Genomic DNA, 26,867 nt, shown 5'->3' on the forward strand with positions numbered 1-26,867 from the left:
ACGTTGTCTGATACATTCCGACACGTTGCCCTGTTAAATAACGCTTCGCTCTACTGTCTATTCGCCAACTGAGTCAACCGGCTATTTAATGCCTCCAGACGCTGAGAGATCGCTTTGATTTCTGCATCGCTGACCGGCTGTTTTTTATCGAGTTTTCTTTGCACATCATCAAGCTGTGCCATCACCGGTTGACCGCCTTGCTGGAGCGTCTGCCGCATCTGATAAATCGCGGTTTTTAGTTCCGAAATCGTCATATAGGATTTTCGCTTTTGCTCGGCATCCAGCAGGCGCTGTTCGAGATCGTTGAGCTGATTGTTGACCATCGCCCAGCTGTTGATCGTCGGCAGGCTGGCAGTCTGTTCGGCGAGGCGGTTTTGCCAGCGTACAGATAACGGATTGCCCGGCCAGAACGCGTTTAAGCTTATCGCCGTCGAAGGTTGTTCCAGCCAGTGAGTCACACTTACCGCACACAGCGTCAGGGCTATACCCGCCATGCCGCCAGTTATCCAGGCTCTCCATGGGCGCGGCGCAGGCAGCAGAGTCAGCGCAGGAATGGGTTGCGGAGCGGGCACGAAAGGCAATGGCGCAGGGGCCGGAACCGAAGGTTTTACGGTCAGCGCCCGTTTTTGCAGCGATTGCCGGCTTGACTGAAGGTAATCGAGCAGATTTCGCAGCGCCGCCTGACTGCGCGATTGCAGGTTCAGTGCATGTTCGAGCATCATTGACACCGCGCCTTCAAGCTGAGTAAGGGTGTCGATTTCGGCACTGTTTAACGGCAAACCGTACACGCAGGTCGCGGCATGAGTGCAATACCACTCGATGATTTGTTGGCGCAGATCGGTGGCCGCTAAAGGTGGCCAGCACTGACGCTGTTTTCTGCCAAAGGCTTCGGCCAGTAATAAGGTGGCGTTGGCCATCCCCGCCCAGCCGTGGCGCTGGCAACTGATCAGACAAAACCACACACCGCTTTGCAGGTCATAACCGTGGCGCTGAAAGATCTCCAGACACTGGTTTTCCTGCGTCAGCCACCATGAACGGTCGTGAACGTGGCCTTTCCAGCCGTTAACGCTGTTGCTGAGCAGCAAAAACTCCTGATGATGACGGGGATCGTGGCAACTGATTTTTACATCGGCTGGCGTCACGGAAGAATTAATCTTTGTCATGGCTTTTCCACGTCACAAGTTTGTCTTTACTGACGCCCAGTTTCAGGCCGCCTTTGATGACCTTCTCTTCCTGCAACAACTGGTCAGCCAGCAGCGGCAACGTATGCTGGTTCAGCACCTGGTCGATGTCGCGGGCACCGCTCTGATTCACCTGACATAGCCCGGCGACCCATGAAACCACGCTCTCGCTGTAACTCAGTTGTACTTCGCCGTTGCTGGCAGCGTGGTATCGCTGGCAAATTTTGTCCAGTTTTAGCCTGATGATCTGCGCCAGCGTTTTTGGATCCAGCGGCAGATAAGGGATCAGCGTGACGCGACCCATCAGGGCCGGGCGGAAGACGTGTTCGAACTCCGGGCGGATCAGCGTGCAAAGTGCTTCCGCAGAGACGTTGCCCTCGGCGCAGGCCGTAGTGATCGTCGCGCTCGCCAGATTGGAGGTCATGATAATCAGTGTGTTACGGAAATTAATCAGCTGGCCTTCGGCATCTTCGAGCACGCCTTTGTCGAACACCTGATAAAACAGTTCCATCACATCCGGGTGGGCTTTTTCCACCTCGTCGAGCAAGACGACGCTGTATGGATTGCGTTTCACCGCCTCGGTCAGCACGCCGCCCTGACCGTAACCCACATAGCCCGGCGGGGAGCCTTTCAGACCTGAGACGCTATGCGCTTCCTGGTATTCCGACATATTGATGGTCACCAGACTTTGCTCGCCGCCGTACAGCAACTCCGCCAGTACCAGCGCTGTTTCGGTTTTACCGATACCGGAGGAGCCTGCCAGCATGTACACGCCGGTCGGTTTCAGCGGATCGTTAAGATTGGCGCGGCTGATGCGTATTTGCGTGGCGATGGTCGACAGCGCATGGCGCTGGCCGATGACCCGCTGTTCCAGCCGCTGAAGCAATTCGTTCAACTGCTGATGTTCTTTTTCCACCATGCGTCCGAGTGGCACACCCGTCCAGCCGGATACGACGTCGGCGATACAGGCGGCGTCCACACACTCAAACACCAGCGCGTGAGTCTCATGTAACTGCGCCAGTTCGCTGCGCCACTGGGCGATGGCGCTCTCGTCACTGCTTTCCTGCAATTGCTGCACCAGTGCTTTTTGCTGCTCCCACAGTGGCTGGAGATAGGCGAGATCGGCCAGCAGTTCACTTTCCCGCAGGGCCAGCGCGGCAAGCCGTTTCTCGTGCAGACCTTCTCTTTGCAGCGCGTCGCGCTCGGTGTACAGATTGGCGAGCAGGGCGTTGATGTCCTCAATCTCTTTCGGATGATGGGACTGGGAAACCGCCACGCGGGCGCACGCGGTATCAAGCAGGCTGACGGATTTGTCCGGCAGCTGCCGCCCGGCGATGTAACGGCTGGAAAGCGTCACGGCAGCGTGGATCGCACTTTCGAGGATCAGTACGCCGTGATGGCGCGACATGGCCGGGGAGATGGCGCGCAGCATGGCGGTGGCGCTGTCGATACCGGGTTCTGCGACTTGTACCAGCTGGAAGCGGCGGGTTAGCGCGGCATCTTTCTCAAAGTACTTTTTGTATTCCGCCCAGGTGGTGGCCGCGACGACACGCAGCTCACCGCGCGCGAGTGCGGGTTTCAACAGGTTGGCCGCGTCGTTTTGCCCGGCCTGACCGCCTGCGCCAATCAGAGTATGGGCTTCGTCGATAAACAGAATGACAGGCGTCGGGGCGCTGGCGATTTCTTTCATCAGCCCCTGAAGACGGTTCTCAAACTCCCCTTTGACGCTGGCGCCCGCCTGAAGCAGACCGAGATCCAGCGTAAGCACCTCCATAGATTTCAGCACATCCGGCACGTTACCTGCAGCGATGCGCAGCGCCAGACCTTCCACCAGCGCGGTTTTGCCGACGCCTGGTTCGCCGGTCAGGATCGGATTGTTCTGACGGCGACGCAGCAGAATGTCGATCATCTGACGAATTTCCGCTTCGCGCCCCAGCACCGGATCCAGCTGTCCGTTGCGCGCCTGTTCGCTGAGGTTGCGGGTAAATTTGCCGAGCGCGGTCTGGCTGGTTTGTTCCGGAGAAAGCGTACGGCTTTCTGCCGTCTGGCAGGCGTCAAGCAGTAACTCTTCTGCCGCATCCCGCTTGCAGTTCAGAGCATTACGCACCCCACTGGCCAGCTCTGGCGCAGTGTTTTCATCAAGCAGGCACGCCAGCAGCGCCGCAGGTGTCATCTGCGTTTGCTCCCAGCCCGCGCTGGCGTGCAGCCAGCCTTTTTCCAGCCACTGAACCAGTCCGTCGGAGAAAACCGGCGCGCGGCTGTTGCCGCTGCGCAAGGTGTTCAGTGTTTGCTGCGTGGCGCTCAGCAGGACGTCCGAACGTAATCCTGCGCCCAGGCTGAGGGTTTCCATCAGACTGCTGTGGCGGACAATTATCGCGAGTAAAAGATGCTCAACGTCAACTTCATGGTGGGTACGCGAAATCGCCTGACTGACGGCAGCATCCAGACAGCCCCGGCTTTCCGGGGAAAGCTTGTCGACGATGTGTTTTAAATAGCTACTCATAAATATCTCTTATCCTAAATTACTGGCAATCAGCCGCGTTTTCAGGCAGCTCGGAGAGTCGTCCACGCAGAGCGGCCGATGGTTGCTGGCTTTTCTGTTGCACTTCCAGCGCTTGTTTTTGTTCTTGCAGATCGGCGATCTGGTCATCAATTTTTGCCCAGTCCATCCAGGCTTTTTGCAGCGACGTCTGATCGGAGATCTTAAAGCGCAGCAAGACATGTTTGATGTTCAACGCCGTCATGGCCTGCGCGTTATCATCAAAATCATGGGCATCGATCAACGCTTCGCCATGGGCAAATACGTCAAGGAAATCAGGCCATGCGCTGCTGCCGGTATAGCGGTAGGTGGCGGTGAAGTTAGGGAATTTCACTTCCAGCTTCACGCTCTGGCATTGTCCCGGCAGCCAGGTGAACTGTGTCTCTTCGGCAAAATTCATGCTGTCGAGCACTTTGACACCACTCTGGCATTCCAGCGTCAGGCGGGAACCGATTGGGATCAGGCGTGCGCCTTCCGGTACGGTCGCCGGCTGGCTGATAATGCTGACGTTGTACGGCTTGGTTTCCAGCGCTTTTTGCTGCTGGGTCAGTTGTACAATCTGATCGTTAAGCACTGACAGCCGGTCGGCGTTCTGCGTGTTCTGGCGTTGCGGGACGTCAAGTACGTCTTCCGGGTTCAGCAGGTGACGAGCAATGCTCACGAACTCTTCGGTCAGAGGGAGCGTCTGGCCCTGGAATTCACCGGCCTGCGGCTCCTGATCGTTGACCACCAGCAATCCTTTGGCCGGGCCACGGACGAAGTCGGCAAGGTACTGCCATGTCAGCGTCTGCTGGGCGTCATAATCTTCCCCTTGGGCATTTTTACGCATCGGCCACAGCACCTTGCTTTGCCACTGTTCATTGAGCCAGCAGCCGGAGCGGGAAAGCGCATGGCCAAGCAGCGCGCTGGCGTCGCTTTGATACAGCGACCACACCGCTTCCACGCCAATTTCCTGACTGCGTGGCTCTGACATTTTGCGCAACTGTTCAAAGCTGGCAAACAGGGTCACCAGTGGATTAATATTTTTGGCATCCGCCTGTGGCACGAAAAGCCCATCAGTGAGCGCCGGACTCAGAGCAGCCTGATTCAGTGCCAGACCGGTGGCCGCATTAAGAGATTCATGCCATTTCTTCCATGCGCCGGTTTGTGGCGTGACGGAAGGAGTAACAGCCGCGAGTTTCCCGCCACGTAACCATTTGGTCAGCCCGCCGCGCAATGTGGCGTCAACCTGCTGCACCTTCTTCAGGGTCGGGTTTTCTGCCGCCTGCGACGGCAGGATTTGTAACCGCCGCAGTTCGCTCAGCCAGGGCTGGGCATTTTGTGCCGGAATATCATCGAGTTCTTGCGCGACGCGTTTGGCGAATTGCATCGCCGGACTTTGCCCCTGACCAATCGCAATCAGCTGGTTTTGCGACAGAGAACGAGGCGGCTGATTTTGAACCGACGGGCTCACGGTGAGCATCAGACCGCGCCAGGCGTTTTGGCGCAGGGTGGGCAACGTCTGCATAAATTGTTGCAGCGCAGGTTCTGAATGCGTCCTGGTCCCCGCTTGCGCGATGAGATTTACCCATTGGGCGAGCTGCGCTTCGCCTTGACGTGTCCAGATACCGGACAGCGTCGCTGGCAACTGCGGCCAATAGTCGCTGGCCTGTACGGCAGGCAGGCTATCATCTGGCGCGGTCAACCATGCCAGCGTGCGGTCATCATTGATAAGCGCTGACAACAGGCGATGCAGCGCCGCCAGATGGGTTGCACTAGCGGGTTGTTGCATCTCCCAGCGTTCCAGCGCCAGTCGCGCGTGCGGGGATACCGATGGATCGATGGCGTCCAGGCGCAGGGCGTCGGGGATTGCCGGTCGCAGGCTCAGCGCCGCCAGCGTGGCATCGTCACGCATCGCCTGACGGGTAAGTAGCGTTTGAGCCAGACTGATCACCATCTGACGCTGGGTTTGCAACGGCGCGGTCAAAAATTGCTGTTCATACGCAGCGAACTGCTGGTCGATGTCTATCGGTTGAGACGTGAGCTTGCTGCGCAAACGCTGTTCAATCCATTGATGCTGATGGTTAAGCACGTGCGCAAAAGGCAGGTAAACCAGTGGTGAAGCGCGATGCGTTTCGTTTTTTATCAGCAAATCAGCCAGTTCAGACGGGGGCAGGGACGCCGTGTCGCGTTCCATCAGCTCTGTACTTTTCAGCGCGCTGTAACCCAGCGCAAGCACGCAACCCAGCAGCAACACACGACCCACGACAACGCGCAGCCTTTTGTTGTGATTCCATTGTACTTCGCGGGTGGCGCTGAACGTCGGAAGATGGTGCATCAGCAAATCGTGAACAAAGGATGTGGTGCGGCGACTCTTGTTTTTATCTTGTTGCTCACTGGCCGTAAACCACACGCCGCCGAGCGTAGCCGGGGTGAAGTAGGCGTTGGGTTCGCACAGCGACGCGAGGAAAACCCGCAGCGGCTCTTCCCGTTGGGCGAAAGATTCTGGGAACGCGAGAAGTGCGGCGTTAGCCTCCGCCGAAACGGGCGCGCCGGCCATGCTGATGCGAGCGAGATCGAATCCCTTCTTCAGCGCGGTAAAAAGCGGCAGCAGCGTCGAGACGTCTTTGCCGTCGATTTCCGGCGGCGTTGGCCAGTAATATCCCAGCGCCTGCTGTTGCTGAGCAGGGGAAAGCTGATTCGTCCAGAGGCTGAAGGCAGGAAATTTATCGCACTGTGTGACCATAATGTAGAGCGGCAGCTGGCGCTTCAGCTTACGCGCCAGAGGTTCGATTTGCGCGCGGATTTTGCGCGCCTTTTCATGCAATGCACTGACGTCTTCATTGATGAGATCGGTGATCGGCAGACCGATCAGAATGCCAGCCGGAGCGGGAGCGCGCGCAATCCAACCGACCATTTTCCCCCAGGCACGGTGGAAAGTCGGCGTCCCGTTGAGGAAGTTGCCGGACAGGTCGAGGAAGCAGACGTTGCGGAAAAACCACCAGCGTAAAGTGTGCGTCGGGACCACGGTATTGTCTTGCTCTTCGCTTGAGAACATCGGCAGGCCGGAACCGGCGAGTAATGACGTTTTGCCGCAGCGGTCGCCGAGCAGCAAATACCAGGGGATCGGCGGGCGTTTACGCTGAATACGTTTCACCACCGCTGCGCCGGATTTCCAGTGCTCGAACAGCACATATTCCCGGCGCGAAAGGCGAAATTTTTGGAAAAAGCGGTGTGCTTTTTTCTCTTTAATCAACTGTGTCAGCCAGAGCAGCGCGCTCCACAGCAACATTGCTGCTACCAGCAAACTGAGCCAGACTGCGAAAATGGTGACCGTACTCCACTCGCCCCAAAGCCCGAGGGTGCAGCAGAAGAGGAACACCAGACATAACAACAGCAGCCATCCGGCAAAGACGAATAATTTTTTTAACATACGTTCTTATGAAAAATAAAGGGTCTGAAGAAGCACCAGGGTGGCGTAAAGCACCGCCAGCCCCAGAGCCGCAAGGACAGCGTTGCATTTTGACGATGCGAGCGAGCGTTTCCTGACGTGGACCGGCGTGAGCGGCGCGTCGTTCGGCCACGGCTGCCAGTCTTGCGGCAGGCACAGCTGACGCTGTTGGTCGATGAGCGCGGTGAGCGCCTGACTGTCTTGCACGGCGCTGTATTTCCCGTGGAATCCGTTTTGCAGACAAAACAGAAACACGCAGCGCGCCTGCTGATGTTCTTCTTTCAAGTCATCTAGCCGGACGAAGAACATTTCCCCGCCGATGGAGGTCTGGAAGTATTTGCGTTGCAGCAAATCGTAGCGCCAGCTTTGTACAAAGGGCTGTGCCGAGCACAGAATGGTTTCATCGAGCCAGACGACCACAGCGAAAAATGCCTGATCCCGCTCGAAATCGGAAATGTCATGGTACTCAGCTTCCTGCACTGCCTCCTCGAGACGGGAGAGGCAGAGTGCGCGGAAAGTGTCGTAATCGGCAAAAAGTTCCGGCTGATGCGCGAATTGGGCTGCAAGTTTGAACACCGGCAGATAGCAGTCGAGGAGTTTCATTCTGATGGCACCATAAAGACCAGTTGCACCTGTAAGTCGTCTGGTGCATCGGCCCAGTAAAAGGCGACACTTTTCTGGAGTTCGACGCGTTTCCACGCCTCTTCATGCTGGTTAAGCACAAAGTAGCAGGAGTCTTTGCGATCGGGCACGCCGCGCGGTGACGGGTTCGCCCAGGTTGAGGAGATGCCCGGCAGTGCGTGCTGAATAAGCGCGCTGATGGCATTCTGCGGGGCGATTTTAAATTCGTTACCGGCAGCAAAACTCAAGTGCCATGACGCCAGTTTTTCCGACCGCAGCAGCAACAGAACCTGACTGGCAGGTGGCATTTTTCCGGGTAATAATTCACCGCGATAAATTCTTTGTTCGTCGGATTTCAGGGTGATGTAAGTGTTGTCTTCCAGCGCCAGCCCGTTAAGCAGGGCGATCAGCGTTTTTTTGACACTGTTAAAGCAGTCGATCAGGTGGTAGTGATCGTAAGGCAGCAGTGATGCACCGCCGTCGAGCCATTCGCCAGTGAACGAACACATGTCGTTAAAGGACGAAATCTCCCCCACCAGCTGCACCAGCAGGCCGTAGATTTGCCACGGATGAATGGTTGGCGCGAGGCAGTAATGTTCAAGCAGCGGCAGCGCGCGGTTGAGGGAGCGCATCGCCAGCAGCTGCGTGATGTCACCGGCGCTTTTACTGCCGTTGCTGAGTTGATCGGGACGTTTATATTCTTCGAGTTTGTGGGCGCGGCTGCTGAGTTCTGCGCGCAACCCATCGAGCAACGTTTTGAGCGCTGGCGACCCGGCAAGCGTGACCGCTGGCGGACTGAAACGTGGATCGAAAATCACGCGGTCATTGTCATAACGCAGTTGCAGCAGGGGCAGGCATTCGCAATCGACCGCGGTTTCTTTCTCTTCATCGCTCAGGATACGGACGTTGTAGGCGATGCGCGGCACGGCACTTTCCGGACCATTGTGATAAACGTCCTTCATCACACCGTCATCAGCATGGTTGATCCATCGGCTGCTGGTGCCGGTGCTGACGTTCGTATGGCCGGGATCGAAACGGCGGAGCGCCAGCCAAAGGCGAAAAGGTTTCTCGCGCTGCTTCCAGACGTCACGAAACTGACGCGGTTCGATCAGGCAATTGCCCGGATATTCCAGAAAATAGCCGGAGGGCAGGATCAGGCGAAGCTGGTCTATTTTGAGCGTAAAATCCACCATCGTATCGTGATTGATGTCGCACTGGATCACGCCGACGTTCCAAGGCTGCGCCAGCTGACGCTGTTGTGCCAGCATGTAGCTGTGGTGAAGATCCACCGATTGAAAATGCTGAGGTTGCAGATACAAACCGGAGTACCAGTAAATCTGTTGCTGTTCAGGATACATACTATTTTTCTCCCTTCACGGGGGCGTTATCAGGCGAATTCTGTACTGCCTGAGTGTCGGCTGGCGACAGAACGTCTTGTGGCGATGAATTATTCGTCAGCTTCGTAATGCTCTGACTGCCGAGCGTGACGTTGAGGATGAGCGGGGATAACTGTGCGGACCATTTTTTAGTCCACCAGCCGGTGCTGGTCGCGGTAACCGGGATGCTGACCAACGCCATATGCTGCTTTTTCGGGAATGGGTAATATCCGGCGACGATCGCCACTTGACGTGCATTCTCGCTACGGTCGATGTGCAGGGTGGTTTGCTGACCGGGCATCGCGGGATAGCGATCCACTTTCAGGATGTCTTCTTCGGCACCTGCGCCGTTAAACAGGTTTTTCAGCTGCGCCGGATTGGACAGGATCTTATTGATTGCACTGGTCGTTTGCGCCTGGATCACCAGCACGGTACAGCTGTTGGCGATTTCATTCCAACTGTTCAGACCCGGCTCTGCCGTGATGTTGAGGGCGATTGCGCCCTGCGCAAACGGCGCGGCTACCTGACTGATGGCCTGCTGTTCGGCAGAGGCCTTATTGGGTTGATCCCCCGAGCAGCCGCTAAGCAGGATGCTGGTGATCAACAGTAATAATGTTGCGCTGAGGGCTTTCACTCTTGCTGTCCTGTTAGCACGTTGTTGATTTCACGCATGCTGCTGCTGTCGGTCACCATCTCTTCGAGCCATTCGGTGAGTGTCATATTGGCCCAGCGTGCCGCGCGCTCCATCAGGAACGGCACCGGACTGGAGGGTTCGGTCTGGCGGAAAAAGTGGGCGATCGACAGTATCTGGCTAATGGCTAAATCGCGCGAGAGAGGCTCATTTTTGGGCGGTGCCTGATACAGTTCCGCCGTCTCAAACGCGCCGGGGTCCTGCGTCACGCTGGTGAAGTTCAGGTTTATCGATTCGCCGCCAAGAGGGATAGCCTTCTGCGCCAGACGTTGCAGAAAATCCGCAATGTCGGTCAGGGTCTGGCGGGTCTGGGCAAACAGGGCATGAGACTCTTCCTGACTCAGCGAGAAATAACAGGATTCCAGCCGGTCGAGCTGTGTTTGCAGGCGTTCAAGGCAACCGGCTTGCTGACTGATCTCGATGGAGGAAAACGCAGCGGCGAGCGCATCGAACGTCTCCATACTCAGGTCGCCTTCTTTGTCGATCAGATCGTCACGGGAGTCTGGCCAGGTAGCGATTTTATGTTGAAACGCCAGCACTTTATGCCAGTGCGCCAGGGTAGACTCCGGTGACCGGAGCAGCGGGCGGGTATACAGCGCCTGGCTGATATCGCGATCGAGGCGGGCGAGCTTGCCGTAGCGGAACGTGGCGCCGTCGTCATCCAGCTCTGGCCAACACTGAAACCAGAAATGAGTGATGAATTCGCTCAGAAAATGAAAGCCCGTTTCTGTTCCCTCAATACCTTGTAAATGGGTCAGGGCTTCCACGAACCAGCAACTGACCTGCAGGTCTTTGCTCTGTTGCGAAAGTGTCGTAATGCACAGCTTGCGCACCTTATGCCAGTCCGCACGGCGCGGTTCTGCGATTGTCCATTCATCCTGCGGAAGATATTCCGCATCGCTCTCGCGCGCCTGACGGATATCATCATAAATTTGTTCATATTCCAGGTTGATCCCTGCCGGATTTTCCGGGCTTATGGGGACCAACAGAGTGGCTATTTCGGGTTGTATTGCTGACATTTCTTTTATCCAATAAAAACAGAACTATCCAATAAGAACTTTTGGGCAGCCCATGACAATGGTGCCCCCGTGGGCGCAGCTGTCACCCATGCGGGCGGCTGGTTTATTTCCGATTAACACCTTGAAGCTGCCCATGACAATACTGTCCGGCGGCCCCACGCAGACCGCCATTGAGCCGACGGTGGCCGCGGGCATTCCGCCGATCAACACCGTTGGCACACCCGGTGGGAGGATCGGACCACCCACGTGCGGGATCGGCGGCAAGCCGGGGGTGACCATCGGACAGACGTGCATGTCTGAAACGCGTGCTGCGGGTTGTGCCATTACGCTTTCTCCTGATGAGCCCATTGCTCAAGCAGGCGGCGTGCGCCGTCTGCGGGATTGTCGGTGTTATGCGTTGCCAGCATCAGTAACACGCAGCGGCGCATCTCGGCACTGAGGTGCGGTTCTGGATAGACTGGCTCCAGACCTTCAGGGCTCATGCTGCCCTGCGACCAAAACAGCGACAGGGCAAGCGCACCCGCCGGTGTGTCGAAACCCAATATTTCGGCGTGGCGGAAGATCTGCCAGCGTAATTTTTCATCGGGCTGTGCATACCAGCGCTGCATTTCATCCAACAGCTGAGCGCTGGCGGGGTGCGCGATAAGGCGCAGGCAGCGGAGCAGCCACAGGCATAGTGCTTGCGGTTCGGCTCGCTGCACCAGCAGGGTGAGCGTTTCTTCCCACCGGTCGTCGGCACTCTGTAAGTGCGACTCGTTTTGCCCGTTTGCCGCCGGGTGATGCGGGGGATAACCGTAATCAGACATGCTGTTTCCTTAACCCATGTTCCTTAGCCAATGTTGATGATGCCGCCTTTAATCTGCGTCATGCCGCTGCCCTGCACCGTGGTCATCGCACCTTTTAGTTCAGCCGTGCCCGAGCCTTCGATTTTGATCATCGTGCCGCTGATGGTGATGCCGCTGGGCGAAATCGCGATTTTGTTTGAACCGACTTTCAGCTCAATGGATTGCGTGGATTCGATCACGCAGGTTTTGTCGGTTTTGATCTTGCCGCTGCCGCCGGTTGCCGTGAGGGAATAATTGCCGTTGCTCAGGCTGGTGGTGACGTTACCGGTGACTTTTTGCTCCATATCGCCGTTGTTGAGAGTGATATGCAGCGAGCCTTGTTTGAGCACCAGCGTGTCATTACCTTTGGTGATTTCTGTATCGCGGTTCGCACCGATTTTACTTTTGACGTCATGCGTCACGTCGCTGGTGACGTCATTTTTCACCGTCAGTAGCAGGTCTTTTTGAGCCGTGATCGTCAGCTTTTCTTCGCCTTTCTTATCGTTAAAGCTCAGCCGGTGGCCGTCTTCCATGCCGCCTTTGCTGGTGCTTCGCGTCGCGAAGCCGGATTCGGTTTTCTCATCCGGCAATGCGAATGGCAGTTTGTTTTGGCCGTTGTAGACCGAGCCGGTGACCAGCGGGAAATCAGGGTTTCCCTGAATAAAGCTGACCAGCACTTCACTGCCGATGCGAGGGATAAACTGAAAACCGAATTTGCTGCCGGTCCAGGGTTGGGAGATGCGCACACAGCATGAGCTGGTGTCGTCATTTTTATTTTCGGTGTCCCATGGAAACTGGATTTTGATACGACCGTGTTCATCGGTGTGAATTTCTTCAGATGACGGGCCAACCACTTTGGCGATCAACACGCCAGCGATTTCCGGCGCAAAGCGGGTGCAAACCGGTTTCCACTTCACACTGTTGCGCAGCGACTGCGTTTCACAGTGATAGTCGCCCGCGTTATCTTCATGATTATTGGTGGCCTCAAGGCTGAGAGACTGAATGCGGTAACTGTCGTCGTCCGTAGGGTGACCGGTCAGGCTGAACACTTCGCCACAGCTCAGCCAGAAGGCGTTAACTGACGCGTCGTAAAACTGGCCGTTGGCTTCAAACGCCTCCATCGCATTTTTGGCTTTACCGGTGAGCTGCGCACGTTCGGCGAGCGGGTTGACATCGGTGAACTTCAGATGATCGATGCTTTGCGTTTTGGACGCTGAATCCTGGTTGTCGGCCACCGCCGCCGCTTTCTGCATGTTGTAGCCAGACAGCGTAACTTCACCGGGGATGAGCGTCGAGCTGACCGACCAGCGGTCGATGTTGCCGGGGGTGAGGATTTTCCCCTGATGGTACCAGAGCAGCGTGCCTGCTTTGGCAGAGGGATGCCCGGCAGGCTGATCGACCAGTACCATCTGGTGCTGATTTTCCTGATGCTTGAAGAAGTAGGAGATGCCTTCTTCTTCAAGCAGGCGGCTGATGAATTCGAAATCGGATTCACGGTACTGAACGCAATATTCCCGTTTCTCATAGGTATTACGCAGCTGCATTTCCACCTGGTTGATTTTGTGCTCACCAAGCAGTTTGCTGACCAGATCCGGTACGGTGATGTTTTGCCAAACGCGCGTCGAACGCCCCATCTGCAGTAATGCAAAAGCCGGTTCCAGCTTAAAAACGCACTCCGTCTCATTATCAGCATGCCGCACACGATGGATTTCGGTCACGATCCCGTGCAGATAACGCTGGGGCAGATTGTTTGAACCGTCGCCAATCTGGCAGGAGATCGCTTTGCCATGCAATGCAGCAATTCCTTTATCATCAAGCGCCGTCAGGGAGCGCACTTCATAGCAAAAAGGCGTGGAAATCGTCTCGCGGCCCCTGACTGACAACAGTAATAGATCAGAGGCAACGCTGCCATTCCAGTGCAGGAAGTGATTTTTCTGCATGTCTCTTAGCTGTGTGGTTAATAACATTATCATCTTCCTTTTAAGGTGCTCCGTGATGGCGAGCTGATCGCAACATCCGGCGGTATCGCTGACTTATACGGGCAGCGGCAGACAAACCAGGCGCAGGGCGGCGGGGTCACGCTGGCCGATACAAATATCTAACCCAAGCTGACCTTGACCCAGCGCCACGGGTGGGCTGTTGCCGCTGCTGATGCTGAGGTGAATCGAAAAATCCAGCCCCGGCCCGACGTATTCCAGAATGCGTTCCCAGATTTCCTGATAAAACTTGCCTTGCGGAATAAAGTGCTGTGAATGTTCCTGCTCCATCGGCCCGAAAGTGACATCAAAGTGCGACTGAACTTCCCAGCGCACGTGGCCAATCATCGGGGCGGTTTCCAGGGTTTGCCCCGGGTTTCCCAGCCGGCAATGTTCGGTTTCTTCAACAGTTTTCCAGCCGCCAGTGAACGGCGTGATATGCACAGGAACGCCGTAGTAATGGCTGAGCCACACTTCCAGATTGACCAGCGACCGGACCGGTGAAGAGAATAAATGGGCGTAATTTTCCCCGCCGGACACGGAATGCGACGTCAGTAAACCGGTCAGTGCCAGCGTCGCCTGCTGTAAGGGCGACTGAGTTTGCGATTCGGCAAGGGCATAAAGATGATTTTTCTGCCATGCCAGGTAATCCAGGCAGTAAAGCCGGTGGCCGAACATGTCCAGAAACGCTTTGGCGCTATGGTCGCCATAGCGATACTGACGTTCGATCATCCATTCGGTGTAGACCGTCGGTAAGGCGCCCAGCGCACCCGTCAGCCCGTTTTGCCACACGGTGATGCGCAGCGGATCGTCAGGCGTTGTCTGCTCGATGCTGGCAATCTGGCCTGCGGGGGCATCAAGGGAAAGGGGGGAAACAATCTGGAGTTGAGTATCCAGCGTGTCCGCCTCGGAACTTTCGCCGCCACGCAGCTTGTGCAGCAGCGTGCGCACCTGTTGATAGAAATTGAACCGGCTGGTGATGCGTGTTAAATCCATGACAGTTTCCCTGCCCGTACCGGCCAGATGCGCCGCGTGTGTTCTTCATTTTCAATCAACGTCGTGACGCGGGTGAAGCTGTTGACTGGCGCATACAGCCCGAGAAAGTGATCCAGAAAACAACACAGCAGAAAATATTCCGGTTCGTTCAGCGCGTCATGAGTAAAGGTGAGCGTCAGCGCAATGCCGCGCGCCAGCGTCTGCGGATCGCTGGCCACCAGCCGGGTGGTGATCGGCTGCACGTCGAGATGAAGGATCATGTTAATGAGGCGGGTGATCGACGGAAGATCGTGAAAGTTGTACAGCATCAGCGTTTCACGCAGCACCTGCACGCCCTGACTGCCGCTCAGCAGCATATGGTTAAGGGAAAGCTGTGAAATAAGGCGCCAGCGAACGGCACTTTTATCAGGCGGCAGGATGGGCCGCGTCGGGCGGTTGAGCGCGCTTATCTTCAGCCCGGCCAGCGGAAGATCGGAATCAAAATCTCCGTCTGGGTGGCCGTTATTCATCAGGGTCGGTATCGCCAGATTAGTGCAGGTTAAACTGAGAGTGACGATGTCGGCTTTCGGCACAGTGGGCTGAATGCTCCGGTTGGCAAAGGCGATAAACACTTTACGCTCCGCGCCTGCGGCATTCATGGTTTCGCGCTGAAAACTCTGCCAGTAAATGCCTGCGTCACCCTCGATGCGCGAGTGGTCGATACCAAACAGCGGCTGGACGGGAACCATCGTGCGTTCCTGTTCCGCTTTGCCCTGAATAAACACATGGTTGATGGCCCAGACGTCAATCAGCTGCTGCCTGCGGATATCAGGAATAACCGGGTATTCTGCGGTGTTTTCCGCGAGGGTGATCGGTTCCGCGCGTTGTGCAAACAGGTTGATGGCCGGTGTGCAGTTGAGTCTGAAGAAAGAGGCGTCGATAATCTTTGTCAGCCTCTCAAGAGGCTGATTTAGGTGCGTGCGGTTAAACACCATTTCAAAACTAAACACAGAATTGGCGGTGGCTTGAAAAGTGTTCGGTAACTTGATATCCAGGAAAAAGAACTTTTCCGGAAAGAAAAAATAATCCTGCATCAGCGCATGGATGGGCGCCACGCGCGGATCCTGTGCGATAAGCCCCTCTCCATGCGCAAACCCTGCGGGTCTGATGTCGGTACTCTTCAGCGGGTAAAACGCCTCACCCTGATGAACACTGAGCTGACTAATCTCAGAGCACAGCAGGGTGTAAAGAATGTTGACCGCATTACTGGAACCATGGAGGAACAGGCGCAGAGATTCGCCGGCCACCGTAGCACCGGACCAGACCTGAAAACTAAGGTGCAGATGCCAGTTAAGGTCTTCTTCATCAAACCGTAACCGGGCCTGATCTACCGACAGCGGCAACAGAACGACGGGGTAAACGGTCTGAAACTGACAGACAGCGTCCGGGATATGCCGGGAAAATAGCGTGGCACCTGCGGCGATGTTATTTTTATCGGTAATGCCGCTGGTGTGCCGGTTGGGTTCAATGGCAACGATACAGGTTGACGGCATCGCCCGTAAAAACTGCGGGGCGATGGTGGTGAGCAGCGCTTCAGTGAGCTCCGGCATATCGTCGTCTAAGCGCTGATGAATACGCGACGTGAGTAACGCAAAAGATTCAATGATGCGTTCAACATGCGGGTCTTCGGATTGGCCCTCGATCATGCCCAAACGACGGGCAATCTTAGGGAAACGGCTGGCAAATGCTTTGCCATGCTGTTTCAGGAAGGTTAATTCCTTCTGGTAATAAGACAGTAGCTTATTCATCGAAATAAAACTTACCTGTGCAGTCATCCCACACCAGTTCAAATTTCACCGGCAATGTGTTGTACAAAGCATTTATTTCGAAAATGACATTAGAAGGATTATTGGTTTTGGTGATGATTGCCACTTCGCTTAATCGCGGTTCGAAGCGATGCAACGTATTTTTTATGCGCTCCTCAATAACGGTTTTCCGGTGATCAGTTTCCTGAATTTGTGAAACTGATTCATTGATGCCGTAATTTAAGACCGAGGCATTCACCAGCGGCAGAGTTTCAATAGAAGAAAAACGCGAACGTGAAGAAAAAAGCATCTTAAGCTCACTCAGCAACCAGGTGCTTTTGTCTTCAGTCCGGTAATCTTCTTCAGCCTGAGGATTATTATCACTCAGGCGGAGTAATAAAGATGGCATCTTGAAACCTCATGTTAAGGAAAGCAGTGCTTGCGCACTGCCTAATAATAAATTGATTACATTTGAGTACTTTCTGGAAGGCCGTAGTTGATTGGCCCGATTTTATCCAGACCGTTTGCCTTAGCGTTCGGTACGTTGAAGGTGACTTCGACCGAACCTGTAAATCCGAAGTTAAATTCTATAAATAAACCATCGTCACTGTTACGGAAGCCCATGCCGAGAAATTTGCAATCTTCGAACACAGTACGCTGGATTTCATAATCCTTGTTAAACTGATCTGAACCACGATGAACAGTGATGATGTTGATATTTTTATAACCACGTTGTAAATATTTCTCGAACAAAGTACCGGTGTCTTTCGTCGCCAGAATGGACACATGGACTTGTTCAAATCCCGGACCTTCTTTGTAGGCGTAGCTGGTTATACCCTTTGGAGCATAACCTTCCATCCAATTAAGATATTTTTTTTCTTCACATGAACCGGCCATATCTTTGCCGTCGATAGTGATTTTAATGAATTGACAGTCGTTTAACTTCGACATTTTTTATTTCCTTTATGTTAATAATTAAGCACTTGCCGCCGCAGGTAAATCTGCGACTAAGCGAAGTGACATACTTAATCCTTCCAGTTGGAAGTGAGGTTTCAAATAAGCGATAGCGCGGTAGCTGCCAGGGAAACCAGGCACTTCCACCACTTCAACGCTCGCTTCACGCAACGGGTAGCGCGCTTTGGTTTTCGGCCCAGCATTATCGGATGCGACCACGTATTGCATGATCCATTTCTGCAAATATTCTTCGCATGCGCTGCGCGACATAAAGCTGCCGACTTTGTCACGAACGATAGATTTTAGATAATGCGCAAAGCGCGACGTCGCCAGAAGATACTGAAGCTGACTTGACAGCCGCGCGTTGGCGTTGGCCTGATCGGAACTATACAGACGCGGTTTGTTGACAGATTGAACAGCAAAAAATGCTGCATAATCAGTGCCTTTACAATGAACCAGCGGAATAAACCCGAGTTCCGACAGCTCTTTCTCACGTCGATCGGAAATGGCGACTTGCGTCGGGCATTGCATGACGCGCTCGCCGCTTTCTGACACGTAGTTATAGGCCGGAAGGGCATTAACCAGACCGCCGCCTTCTACGCCACGGATGGCCGCGCACCAGCCATACTCTTCGAAGGACTCCAGAATGCGCCCTCCCAATTCGTAGGCAGAGTTGACCCACAGATAGTCGGAACCCACATCGTTTTCGCGGATTTGTTCTTCAAAGGCGAAGGTTTCAACAGCAACTGTTTTGGCGCCATACGGCATACGGCCCAGGACTGCTGGCAACGTCAGGCCAATGTAGCGGCTGTCGTCGGTCTGGCGGAATGAGCGCCAGCGGGCGTAATCGGTGGTGTCGAACATTTTCGCCATATCGCGCGGGCGCGGCATGTCGGAGAAATCGGTCATCGACAACATACCCGGTGAAATAGCGCTCAGGAAGGGCGCATGGGCTGCAGCGGCAACGTGGGATATCTGCTCCAGCAGTTCAATGTCCTGAGGGGTGTTATCGAACAGGAAATCGCCGATAAACGCAGAGAAGGGAACGCCACCAAAGGTACCGTATTCGCTTTCATAGACGGTTTTAAACAGCACCGATTGATCGAAGTCGGACGCCGATTTGAAGTCTTTCAACAAATCTTGTTTGGTGCATTGCAGCAGACGAATCTGGGTGTTATTTGTGACGCTCGATTGCACCAGTTTGTGCAGACCACGCCAGGATGATTCTTTTTTCTGGAATTCTGGCGCGTGCATGATCAGGCTGATCTGGCTGGAGAGCAGCTCATCAATGGCAGTAATACGGTCTTCGATACTGCCGATCAGATCACTTGAGACAACCATGGCGCCGGAAACCACTTCAGCCAGAAAGTTGTTCAGCTGGGATTTCATGCGTCCACGATCAGATTCGCGACGGATGGCCTGGGTGCTATCAATGATTTTATCCAGATAATCTTCGCTCAACGCCTGTCCGGCAGAGGCATTCAGGATTTGTTCAGCACTCATTCTTCGTCTCCCAGGTTTTTATTCACGTCGAAAGAGGCAGGGCTTTGTTGTTCCAGCATTTCTGAAAGCTGCTCTTTGAGGCGTTGATTACTGGCCGCACGGTTGCGCAGGTCGCACAGTTGCTCGCGCAATTCAATTAGTTTGCGCAGAGGGTCAATCTGACGGGCAATATTGTCCGGGGAGAAATCTTCCATGCTGTTGAAGGTCAGCGAAACCGCCAGTTTTCCTTCTTGCTCAGGTAATGTGCTCTCCACCAGGAACTCAGCTTCTGGTTTCATCGACGACATGATCCCGCTGAAATTATCTTTATCGATGTTGAGGAATTTCCGCTCGCGCAGGGCGTCATCACTTTTAGTGAAATCACCGAGCACGCCGAGAACCAAAGGGAGTTCCTTGACCGCTTGTGCATCACCGATATCAACGTCATAGGTGATTTGCACGCGTGGTGGTCTTGCTTTATCTAATTTATGTTGTGTATTACTCATAGATTTATCCGGCATTATTTGACTTATGTAATAAGTCAATTGTTAAACGTTATAAAGCGTTGTTTACGAGCGAACGTATTTACTATTTTAAAAGCCTGGGTTTTCACAAAAAACTTTAGATGATAATATTTTCTAAATTCGCCAAATAAAATATAACATTTGATGTTTTTTGCCGTTGGCCATGATGGTAGTACGTTATTTGTCTGGTTGTTGTAAATTAACTTTCATCATCAAGGTAAAATGATTGAGTTATCTCCAACGCTCAGTGAAGTAGCTAAGGCTACCATAAAAATTTTATCAATCTAGATTTTTTTTATCCTGTCCAATTTCCCGCGCCGTCCAATTCTGGACTGTTATGATTACGTTAATGACAAATGTTAAATGCTTTTAAACAATCATATATTCATAGAGTGAATATAAAATCAGGGCCGAAAATATTTTTAAACATCTTAATAACGTATTGCATATCTAACTGATAACCATTGTCAGTCTGAGGAGATGAGCGAATATTGAATGACTAAATACATTATTAAGTATAATTAAATGTCACCTCAGCGAATGTGGTCGATGAACACCGCCATCAGTCCCGAGGTTTCCGGGCCGAGATCATCTGGTTTTGAAAATAAATATCGCCATGACTTTCGATAATCAGGAAGTGAACGGCGCCTGAGATATTATTGGAATGGCCAGGTGCGAGCTTTATTGTATTATTTGGCGCTTTTGAATAATTTTTTGCACTCTTAGAAAGATTGCAGTAAATAATAAAGGCTAGCCATTTCTTACGTGAAAGATAGCTTGGGTAAGATTATTCTTATTGGTTTATTTGGATGCCATTCTATTCATGTCATTCAATAAAATACTATGTCTATTTATATTTTAAATGGATAACCAGAAAATTCGCGACGAAATAGTGCGAGTTTTACTCGTCGCTTGTCCCAACAGGTGAAGTCACGCTGCCAGCGCTGGCTGCGAGCCGTCCGGCACATTACTCTGGCGGATAGTCGCTAAGCACAGAATGCGTTTACAGGAGAAATAGAAAGTGATCTTCGTAAAATTTGTTTAAAAAAGGTTGACCGCAGAGACAGTTAAAAATATTTCTCATCCGGCCATTCTCGGTGCGTGGATAAAAAGCTTCAGGTCGGTTTGGAATGGGTTCCCAGGCGGAATATCGGCGACTGGCAGATTGATTATGCCGGTCGCCGTACTTATATAAGAAGAAAAATCAGAAGCTGTAGTTTGCTGTGACCGACACATTACGCGGTTCGCCATACACGACATACTGGTTCACGCTGGTGTCATATTCTTTATCGAACAGGTTATTGATGTTCGCCTGCACGGAAAGCTGTCTGGTGACCTGATAACGGCTGAACAGGTTAACCAGCGCGTAACTGCCCTGTTCGGCATGACGGGTGCCATCGCCATCAGGACCTGCGACATCGCTCCAGACGTGAGTCTGCCAGTTCACACCACCGCCGACGGTCAGATCCTGCAACTGCGGCAACCGGTAACGGGTGAACAGACGCAACTGGGTACGCGGCTGTTCCGGATTCACCGCATCACCATTTTCATCTTCGGCCACGTAACGCGTGCCGCCGAAGGTCATCTGCAAGTTGTCCGTCACTGCGCCATTTACTTCAAACTCAACGCCACGGCTCACGGTGCCGCTTTTACCCTCATACGCATAATCCTGCGTCCCCGGAATAACACGGCCGGTGGATTGTGCGACGTTATCCAGCTCTGCACGGAACACCGACACCGAGGTGGTGAGACGGCTGTTAAACCAGTCTGATTTCACGCCTGCTTCGTAGTTTTTGCCGATCACCGGCGACAGGTAAGCGCCGTTGATATCCCGGTAGGTCTGCGGCTGGAACACCGAGGTGTAGCTGGCGTACGTCGACCAGTTATCGTTGATGTCAAACACCAGACCGGCGTACGGCGTGATGTTGTTCTTTTCGATCTGATCCGTCAGCGTGTGCGAATTCCAGTTGGTATAACGTGCGCCCAAAATCATGTGCAGCGGATCCGCCAGAGAAAGACGGGTGGCGATATAGCCGGATTTCTGGCGGATCACGTCTTCCTGCGCAAGGGAGCGCGGGCCCCAGTCGGTTTCAGGGAACTGACTGTTGTAATTGTTAAAATTACCCAGCTCTTCGGTGGAGATATTGGCGAAGGCGCTGTAGTAGGTATTTTGCTGTTTGCTGTAGCTGAGACCGGTCATCAGCTCATGCTCGCGGCCAAACAGCTCAAACGGCCCGCTGGCGAAGGTATCGACGGAATCCACTTTACGCTTGCCGGTGTTATAACCGGTGCCACCTACGACCGGATAACCGGCGTAAGAAGAGACGCCCGCGCCGGTGGTTTTATCGAAATAACCGTCGATGTACAGCATTTTGCTGTCGATCATCGTTTCGTTATGCGTGCCGTTCAGGGTCAGCGTCCAGCCGTTATCGAACGATTGTTTGATCGTGGTAAAGAGTTTTTTGGTCTCTTTATTGCTGTACGCCCAGTCTGGCGCTGAATTGAAACCGCGGCGGTAATCAGTTTTGCTGCCGTCGATGTACCAGCGCGGCATGCCGCCCCAGGTCGGGCTGTCGGTGTCATTTTGCTGGAATTCATAACCGGCGGAGAGCAGGGTCGAATCGGTCAGATCCGCATCTACGGCGGCGTAGACGAATTTCTTGGTGGCGCCGTAACGTTCGACGTAGCTGTTTTTGTCTTCATAGCCGGTTACCAGACGGCCACGCACGTTGCCGGATTCACTCAGTGGCGTAGAAAGATCGGCGACATAACGCTGTTTGTTCCAGCTGCCGTAGGTGGCGGATACATTGCCGGTAAACTCTTTACTGTCGGCGTGTTTACGCACCATATTCACCGACGCGGAAGGGTTACCAGGGCCTGTCATCAGGCCGGTCGCGCCGCGCACCACTTCAATACGTTCATACAATGCGGTATCTGATTCAGCATCGCCCAGATTCCAGCGCGGTTCGAAGACTGTCGGAATGCCGTCAGTCATATAGTTGTCGATCAGGAATCCGCGCGAGTAATAGGTACGGCGATCCATATCGGCCACGCTTTGCGAAATGCCGGTAGTGTTATTGAGCACGTCACCGAGGGACAGCAGTTGCTGATCCTGCATACGCTGTTTGCTGATAATGGTGACTGACTGAGGTATATCGCGCTGCGTCAGCAGCATCTTGGTGCCTGCGGCAGTAACCGGAACGCTGTAATCCTGCGCGGTGCTGCCGGTGTCATTGCCGCCGGTCTGACCGGTTACAACCACCGTATCGTCGGCAGCCTTGGGTGCCGTGGTTTCCGCCGCGTGGACGGAATGTAGGGAAGAAGAAACAAAGAGAGCAATCACGGAAAGTGAAAGTTTCCGGCCTGCATTATTTCGCTTCTGCGCTGACTGAACTGGATGGATCCCTGAAACGGACAACATTGTGATTCTCCAAACGATTATTTTATTTTTTGGATACTGTTTTTACTTCGCCACTGTTTTTTATTTTTTTCGCGTGATTGCCTCGCTTAAACATCCACCAGGCCCGTAAAAACACAGGGCGGAAGGGGGATAAAGATGCGCAGTCAATAAAGCGAATGAGAATAATACGCATTGAGCTTTCAGGTGTAAATAAATATAACAAAGGTAAATTTTGTGGCGGAATTGGTAAAAGGCGTAGAAAAGACAGAGTTTTTATATTAGCGAGACTTAAGCAAAATAATTGTTACAAAAGCCCATGGAATGCATTCCTGGTATCGCGTTTATTTATATGTTTATCGCAACCAATAAACACAACCAATGAATTTCGCATAGTTTAGCCATTAAGAAATCTAGACATCTAAACGTTCGTTTTGTAGAGTGGAGCCAACTTTCGGGAAACGCCGAAGCGGACGTTGATTCGCTTACGAAAAACACCAGGTGACGACACAATGATCAATAACATTCAAATCCTCGATGGCGGCATGGGTCGCGAACTGGCCCGCATGGGCGCACCGTTTCGTCAGCCTGAGTGGTCGGCGCTGGCGCTGATTGAAGCTCCGCATTTTGTCCGCGCCGCGCACGATGCCTTTATTGCCGCCGGTTCTCAGGTGATTACTACCAATAGCTACGCCGTGGTGCCTTTTCATATCAGCGACGCGGTATTTGCTGCGCAGGGTGCGGCGCTGATTGCGCTTTCTGGCAAGCTGGCGCGTGAAGCCGCCGATGCTGCGCAGACGCCGGTAAAAGTGGCCGGTTCTCTTCCTCCGGTGCTGGGCTCTTACCGCCCGGATCTGTTCGAGCCGGTAGCCGCGAAAAAATTACTCAATGTGCTGGTGGATAATCTGACCGACAGCGTGGATATCTGGCTGGCAGAAACCCAGAGTTCGGTGGCCGAAGTGGAAGCCGTGCGTGATGTGCTGGGCGATGACCCGCGTCCGCTGTGGTTCTCGTTTACCTTGCAGGACCAGCTGGATGAACAGGGCCGGGCGCATCTGCGTTCCGGTGAATCTATCGAAGAGGCGGTTGCGGCGGTATTGCGCCTATCCGCCAGCGCAATTTTATTCAACTGTAGCCGCCCGGAAGTCATGGCTGCTGCGGTGCAGGCCGCACGCGCTGCGCTCAACGCAGAAAATTCCTCGCTGGATATCGGCGTGTACGCCAACGCCTTCGAGCCTTCAGACAACCAACGCGGTGCCAACGAAGGGCTGAGCAAATTGCGTCAGGATACGGATCCTGCGGGTTATCTGGATTTCGCCCAGGACTGGGTGGCGCAGGGCGCGACGCTGGTGGGCGGCTGCTGCGGTATCGGGCCGGAACACATTGCGGCACTGAAACATGCGTTCAGCAATTAGCATCATCAAAAATAAAAATTATTGAATCAGAGCTTGAGGGCGGATGCCCTCAGTGACAGGGGATAAAACATGATCGATCGTCGTTCGTTTATTAAAAGTGCGGGGGCACTTTCCATTGCAGCCGCCACCAGTTCCACCTGGCTGGGCAAAGCCTTTGCCGCCGAAGTGGAAAAACCAAAGAAGGGCGGTCACTTAGTGGTGGGCGTCGATAATGCCTCCAGCACCGACCGTCTGGATCCGGCGTTCTGGTTCGAAACCTACATGTACTTTGTTGGCTCGCAGCTGTTCAACAATCTGGTAGAAATCGACGAGAGCGCCAAACTTGCGCCTTCGCTGGCCGAATCCTGGGCATCGACCGATGGCAGTAAAACCTGGGTGCTGAAAATCCGTCAGGGTGTGCAGTTCCACGATGGCCGTTCGCTCGGCGCAAAAGACGTGGTGTATTCCCTGAATCACCACCGTGGCGAGAAATCCACGTCGCCGGTGAAAGGCTATCTGGAAACCGCCAGCTCGATTGAAGCGACCGGCGAACATGAAGTCACCATTAAACTGACCGCACCGGACGTCGAATTTGTCTGGTTGCTGAGTGCCGTGCATTTTGCGATCACCGCCGAAAACGAAAGTTTCGACAAAGGCATCGGCACCGGGGCGTTCATTCTGGAAAAATTCCAGCCGGGCGTGACCACGCTGACCAAACGCAATCCAAATTACTGGAACAGCGAACGCGGCCACGTGGATTCGGTCGAAACGCTGGCGATGAACGATTCCACCGCACGCGTTGCGGCGCTGGTCAGCGGCTCCGCGCAGCTCATTAACCGCGTGAACCCGCGCATTGTCAGCCGTATAGAACGTATGCCAAATCTGAAGCTGGTGCGTGCCAAAGACAGCATGATTTATACCTTCCCTGGGCTGTCGAATCTGGCACCGTTCGATAATATCGATGGCCGTCTGGCGCTGAAATACGCCATCGACCGCCAGCAAATTATTGATACTGTGCTTGGCGGTTACGCCAGCGTGGCAAATGACAATCCAATCTTCCCGTCAAACCGTTACTTCGCCAAAGATATTCCGCAGCGTCCGTATGACCCTGAAAAAGCGCAGTTCCACTGGAAGAAATCTGGCTTCAGTGGCCCGCTGACGCTAAACGTCGCCGACGCCGGTTTTCCGGGCGCGGTTGATGCCGGTCAGCTTTATCAGCAATCTGCCGCTAAAGCCGGGATCAACCTTAACGTCGTGCGCGTGCCGGACGATGCGTTCTGGAATGACATCTGGCAGAAGAAAGCCTTTGTGTCATCAAACTGGGCAAACCGTCCGACCGCCGATGCGCTGCTCTCTTTAGTGTTCACCAGCCAGTCTTCGTGGAATGAGTCCGCCTGGCACGTTCCGGCCTTTGATGCGATGGTGAAAGCCGCGCGCGGTGAGCCGGACGAAACCCGCCGTAAGCAGATTTACCATGATATTCAGGTGATGCTGGTCGATCAGGGCAGTGAAATCATTCCGCTTTACGCCGATGCGCTCGACGGCTGTTCGTCAAAAATCAAAGGGTTCACCTCCGTTCCGGGAATGCCGCTCAGTGGTAACCGCGCGGCAGAGAAAGTCTGGATCGAAGGCTGAGCCGGGTAAAATAATGTCTGATTTGTCCTCACCAAATACAACTCAACGGCCTGCGGGCCGTTTTTCGCGCCTCCATTCGTCGCTTTTCGGCATGGTGCTGGTGCGCCTGTTTTACGGCGTGCTGATCGTGCTGGCGGTCTCCGTGCTCATTTTCGCCGGAGTGCAATTGTTACCGGGAAATGCCGCGACGGCGATCCTCGGTCAAAGCGCCACGCCTGATGCTATCCGCGAGCTGAACCTGCAACTCGGGCTGGATAAACCGGCGGTCAGCCGTTATCTGAGCTGGCTGTTTGGCATTCTGCATGGCGATTTTGGCACCAGTTTTTCCACCCGTGAAGCCATCAGCGGCCCGTTGTTTACCCGCCTGGGTAACACGCTGTTTCTGGCCGGATGCACCGCCGCCATCGCCGTTCCGCTGGCGCTTTTAATCGGCTTTATCTCCGTGCGTTATCACGGCAGCTGGGTAGATACGCTGCTCAACGCCGTCACCCGCGCTACCGTGGCGCTGCCGGAATTTTTCTCCGGCTATCTGCTGATCCTGATTTTTGCTATCACGCTGGCGTGGGCGCCGAGCAACAGCAGCATCACGGCATACATGCCGCTGGCTGCCAAACTCTCGGCGATTTCCCTGCCGTGCGCCACGCTGGTGCTGGCGATTCTCGGACACATGAGCAACATGACCCGCGCCGCGCTGATTGCCGCGCAAAGCTCAGCCTACGTAGATACCGCGCTGCTGAAAGGGCTTGCGCCGTCGCGCATTCTCTGGCGTCACGTACTGCCGAACGCCATCGGCCCGATTATCAACGTCGTGGCGATCAATCTGGCCTATCTGATGGTCGGTGTGGTGATTGTCGAGAATGTCTTTGTGTATCCGGGGCTCGGGCAATACATGGTCGACAGTATCAGCAAACGCGATATTCCGGTGATGCAGGACTGCGCGCTGTTGCTGGCCGGGATTTATATCCTGCTGAATTTGCTGGCAGATGTGATGGCGCTGGTCGCCAATCCGCGTTTACGCCACAACCGCTGACTTTTAGGAATTGC

At 54.0% G+C, this 26,867-nt stretch carries 20 protein-coding genes; 3 read left to right on the forward strand and 17 right to left on the reverse strand.

Translation table 11 applies throughout. From position 1 onward, the window contains the following. Window positions 1-50: 50 nt before the first annotated feature. From AC0Z7K_RS08080 to fhuE, 17 genes are all read right to left on the reverse strand, one after another. Window positions 51-1,163, reverse strand: a complete 1,113-nt coding sequence (locus tag AC0Z7K_RS08080) for a VasL domain-containing protein (protein WP_485613799.1) — start codon at window positions 1,161-1,163, stop codon at window positions 51-53. Continuing rightward, window positions 1,150-3,684, reverse strand: a complete 2,535-nt coding sequence (gene tssH / locus AC0Z7K_RS08085; RefSeq protein WP_485613800.1) for a type VI secretion system ATPase TssH — start codon at window positions 3,682-3,684, stop codon at window positions 1,150-1,152. The genes AC0Z7K_RS08080 and tssH overlap by 14 nt, the downstream gene beginning before the upstream one ends. A gap of 19 nt (window positions 3,685-3,703) precedes the next feature. Next, window positions 3,704-7,132, reverse strand: a complete 3,429-nt coding sequence (locus AC0Z7K_RS08090; RefSeq protein WP_485613801.1) for a type VI secretion protein IcmF/TssM N-terminal domain-containing protein — start codon at window positions 7,130-7,132, stop codon at window positions 3,704-3,706. Between the two features lie 6 nt (window positions 7,133-7,138). Next, a complete protein-coding gene (locus AC0Z7K_RS08095) occupies window positions 7,139-7,753 on the reverse strand; it encodes a DotU family type IV/VI secretion system protein (RefSeq protein WP_485613802.1) in 615 nt (204 codons plus the stop codon). Further along, a complete protein-coding gene (gene tssK / locus AC0Z7K_RS08100) occupies window positions 7,750-9,129 on the reverse strand; it encodes a type VI secretion system baseplate subunit TssK (protein WP_485613803.1) in 1,380 nt (459 codons plus the stop codon). The genes AC0Z7K_RS08095 and tssK overlap by 4 nt, the downstream gene beginning before the upstream one ends. Before the next feature lies 1 nt (window position 9,130). Beyond that, window positions 9,131-9,781, reverse strand: coding sequence for a type VI secretion lipoprotein TssJ (locus AC0Z7K_RS08105; protein WP_413530705.1), 651 nt, complete (start codon window positions 9,779-9,781; stop codon window positions 9,131-9,133). After that, window positions 9,778-10,857, reverse strand: coding sequence for a type VI secretion system protein TssA (gene tssA, locus AC0Z7K_RS08110; protein WP_485613806.1), 1,080 nt, complete (start codon window positions 10,855-10,857; stop codon window positions 9,778-9,780). The genes AC0Z7K_RS08105 and tssA overlap by 4 nt, the downstream gene beginning before the upstream one ends. A 24-nt stretch (window positions 10,858-10,881) precedes the next feature. Further along, window positions 10,882-11,181, reverse strand: a complete 300-nt coding sequence (locus AC0Z7K_RS08115) for a PAAR domain-containing protein (RefSeq protein ID WP_413530826.1) — start codon at window positions 11,179-11,181, stop codon at window positions 10,882-10,884. Further along, complete coding sequence (locus AC0Z7K_RS08120; protein ID WP_413530703.1) at window positions 11,181-11,663, reverse strand: DUF6931 family protein; 483 nt, start codon at window positions 11,661-11,663, stop codon at window positions 11,181-11,183. The genes AC0Z7K_RS08115 and AC0Z7K_RS08120 overlap by 1 nt, the downstream gene beginning before the upstream one ends. A 23-nt stretch (window positions 11,664-11,686) precedes the next feature. Beyond that, the gene (locus tag AC0Z7K_RS08125; protein WP_485613807.1) at window positions 11,687-13,648 is read right to left on the reverse strand and encodes a type VI secretion system Vgr family protein; all 1,962 of its coding nucleotides are present in this window, start codon (window positions 13,646-13,648) and stop codon (window positions 11,687-11,689) included. A gap of 66 nt (window positions 13,649-13,714) precedes the next feature. Further along, window positions 13,715-14,653: a type VI secretion system baseplate subunit TssG gene (tssG, locus tag AC0Z7K_RS08130; RefSeq protein WP_485613809.1), complete on the reverse strand. Its 939-nt coding sequence runs from the start codon at window positions 14,651-14,653 to the stop codon at window positions 13,715-13,717. Next, complete coding sequence (gene tssF / locus AC0Z7K_RS08135) at window positions 14,644-16,440, reverse strand: type VI secretion system baseplate subunit TssF (RefSeq protein ID WP_485613810.1); 1,797 nt, start codon at window positions 16,438-16,440, stop codon at window positions 14,644-14,646. Before tssF ends, tssG begins: the two co-directional genes overlap by 10 nt. Next, window positions 16,433-16,846 carry a GPW/gp25 family protein gene (locus AC0Z7K_RS08140; protein ID WP_485613811.1) on the reverse strand — a complete coding sequence of 138 codons (414 nt, stop codon included), beginning with the start codon at window positions 16,844-16,846 and terminating at the stop codon, window positions 16,433-16,435. Before AC0Z7K_RS08140 ends, tssF begins: the two co-directional genes overlap by 8 nt. Window positions 16,847-16,902: 56 nt before the next feature. After that, window positions 16,903-17,388 (reverse strand): hypothetical protein, encoded by a 486-nt coding sequence (locus AC0Z7K_RS08145; RefSeq protein WP_485613812.1) that lies wholly within the window; start codon window positions 17,386-17,388, stop codon window positions 16,903-16,905. Between the two features lie 24 nt (window positions 17,389-17,412). Then, window positions 17,413-18,894 carry a type VI secretion system contractile sheath large subunit gene (gene tssC / locus AC0Z7K_RS08150; protein ID WP_485613814.1) on the reverse strand — a complete coding sequence of 494 codons (1,482 nt, stop codon included), beginning with the start codon at window positions 18,892-18,894 and terminating at the stop codon, window positions 17,413-17,415. Further along, entirely contained in the window at window positions 18,891-19,379 is a 489-nt protein-coding gene (tssB, locus tag AC0Z7K_RS08155; protein ID WP_485613816.1) for a type VI secretion system contractile sheath small subunit, read from the reverse strand. Before tssB ends, tssC begins: the two co-directional genes overlap by 4 nt. 1,222 nt (window positions 19,380-20,601) lie before the next feature. Beyond that, entirely contained in the window at window positions 20,602-22,818 is a 2,217-nt protein-coding gene (gene fhuE / locus AC0Z7K_RS08160) for a ferric-rhodotorulic acid/ferric-coprogen receptor FhuE (protein ID WP_485613817.1), read from the reverse strand. 488 nt (window positions 22,819-23,306) lie between these two features. Between fhuE and AC0Z7K_RS08165 the strand changes: the two genes are divergently transcribed. The 3 genes from AC0Z7K_RS08165 to AC0Z7K_RS08175 all read left to right on the forward strand — a co-directional run bounded on the left by AC0Z7K_RS08165 (window position 23,307) and on the right by AC0Z7K_RS08175 (window position 26,853). Beyond that, a complete protein-coding gene (locus tag AC0Z7K_RS08165; RefSeq protein ID WP_485613819.1) occupies window positions 23,307-24,209 on the forward strand; it encodes a homocysteine S-methyltransferase family protein in 903 nt (300 codons plus the stop codon). A 72-nt stretch (window positions 24,210-24,281) separates the two neighbouring features. Continuing rightward, window positions 24,282-25,823: an ABC transporter substrate-binding protein gene (locus AC0Z7K_RS08170; protein WP_413530825.1), complete on the forward strand. Its 1,542-nt coding sequence runs from the start codon at window positions 24,282-24,284 to the stop codon at window positions 25,821-25,823. Between the two features lie 91 nt (window positions 25,824-25,914). Continuing rightward, window positions 25,915-26,853, forward strand: a complete 939-nt coding sequence (locus AC0Z7K_RS08175; RefSeq protein ID WP_485613926.1) for an ABC transporter permease — start codon at window positions 25,915-25,917, stop codon at window positions 26,851-26,853. The last annotated feature ends 14 nt before the right edge of the window (window positions 26,854-26,867 follow it).

It is taken from the genome of Rahnella sp. 1L-D-7-B-C2 (assembly GCF_057290995.1).

Bases quoted from the DNA above. Each gene is read 5' to 3' on its own strand.
- AC0Z7K_RS08080 (WP_485613799.1), bottom strand. From the start codon at position 1,163: ATGACAAAGATTAATTCTTCCGTGACGCCAGCCGATGTAAAAATCAGT.
- tssH (WP_485613800.1), bottom strand. From the start codon at position 3,684: ATGAGTAGCTATTTAAAACACATCGTCGACAAGCTTTCCCCGGAAAGC.
- AC0Z7K_RS08090 (WP_485613801.1), bottom strand. From the start codon at position 7,132: ATGTTAAAAAAATTATTCGTCTTTGCCGGATGGCTGCTGTTGTTATGT.
- AC0Z7K_RS08095 (WP_485613802.1), bottom strand. From the start codon at position 7,753: ATGAAACTCCTCGACTGCTATCTGCCGGTGTTCAAACTTGCAGCCCAA.
- tssK (WP_485613803.1), bottom strand. From the start codon at position 9,129: ATGTATCCTGAACAGCAACAGATTTACTGGTACTCCGGTTTGTATCTG.
- tssA (WP_485613806.1), bottom strand. From the start codon at position 10,857: ATGTCAGCAATACAACCCGAAATAGCCACTCTGTTGGTCCCCATAAGC.
- AC0Z7K_RS08115 (WP_413530826.1), bottom strand. From the start codon at position 11,181: ATGGCACAACCCGCAGCACGCGTTTCAGACATGCACGTCTGTCCGATG.
- AC0Z7K_RS08120 (WP_413530703.1), bottom strand. From the start codon at position 11,663: ATGTCTGATTACGGTTATCCCCCGCATCACCCGGCGGCAAACGGGCAA.
- AC0Z7K_RS08125 (WP_485613807.1), bottom strand. From the start codon at position 13,648: ATGTTATTAACCACACAGCTAAGAGACATGCAGAAAAATCACTTCCTG.
- tssG (WP_485613809.1), bottom strand. From the start codon at position 14,653: ATGGATTTAACACGCATCACCAGCCGGTTCAATTTCTATCAACAGGTG.
- tssF (WP_485613810.1), bottom strand. From the start codon at position 16,440: ATGAATAAGCTACTGTCTTATTACCAGAAGGAATTAACCTTCCTGAAA.
- AC0Z7K_RS08140 (WP_485613811.1), bottom strand. From the start codon at position 16,846: ATGCCATCTTTATTACTCCGCCTGAGTGATAATAATCCTCAGGCTGAA.
- AC0Z7K_RS08145 (WP_485613812.1), bottom strand. From the start codon at position 17,388: ATGTCGAAGTTAAACGACTGTCAATTCATTAAAATCACTATCGACGGC.
- tssC (WP_485613814.1), bottom strand. From the start codon at position 18,894: ATGAGTGCTGAACAAATCCTGAATGCCTCTGCCGGACAGGCGTTGAGC.
- tssB (WP_485613816.1), bottom strand. From the start codon at position 19,379: ATGAGTAATACACAACATAAATTAGATAAAGCAAGACCACCACGCGTG.
- fhuE (WP_485613817.1), bottom strand. From the start codon at position 22,818: ATGTTGTCCGTTTCAGGGATCCATCCAGTTCAGTCAGCGCAGAAGCGA.
- AC0Z7K_RS08165 (WP_485613819.1), top strand. From the start codon at position 23,307: ATGATCAATAACATTCAAATCCTCGATGGCGGCATGGGTCGCGAACTG.
- AC0Z7K_RS08175 (WP_485613926.1), top strand. From the start codon at position 25,915: ATGGTGCTGGTGCGCCTGTTTTACGGCGTGCTGATCGTGCTGGCGGTC.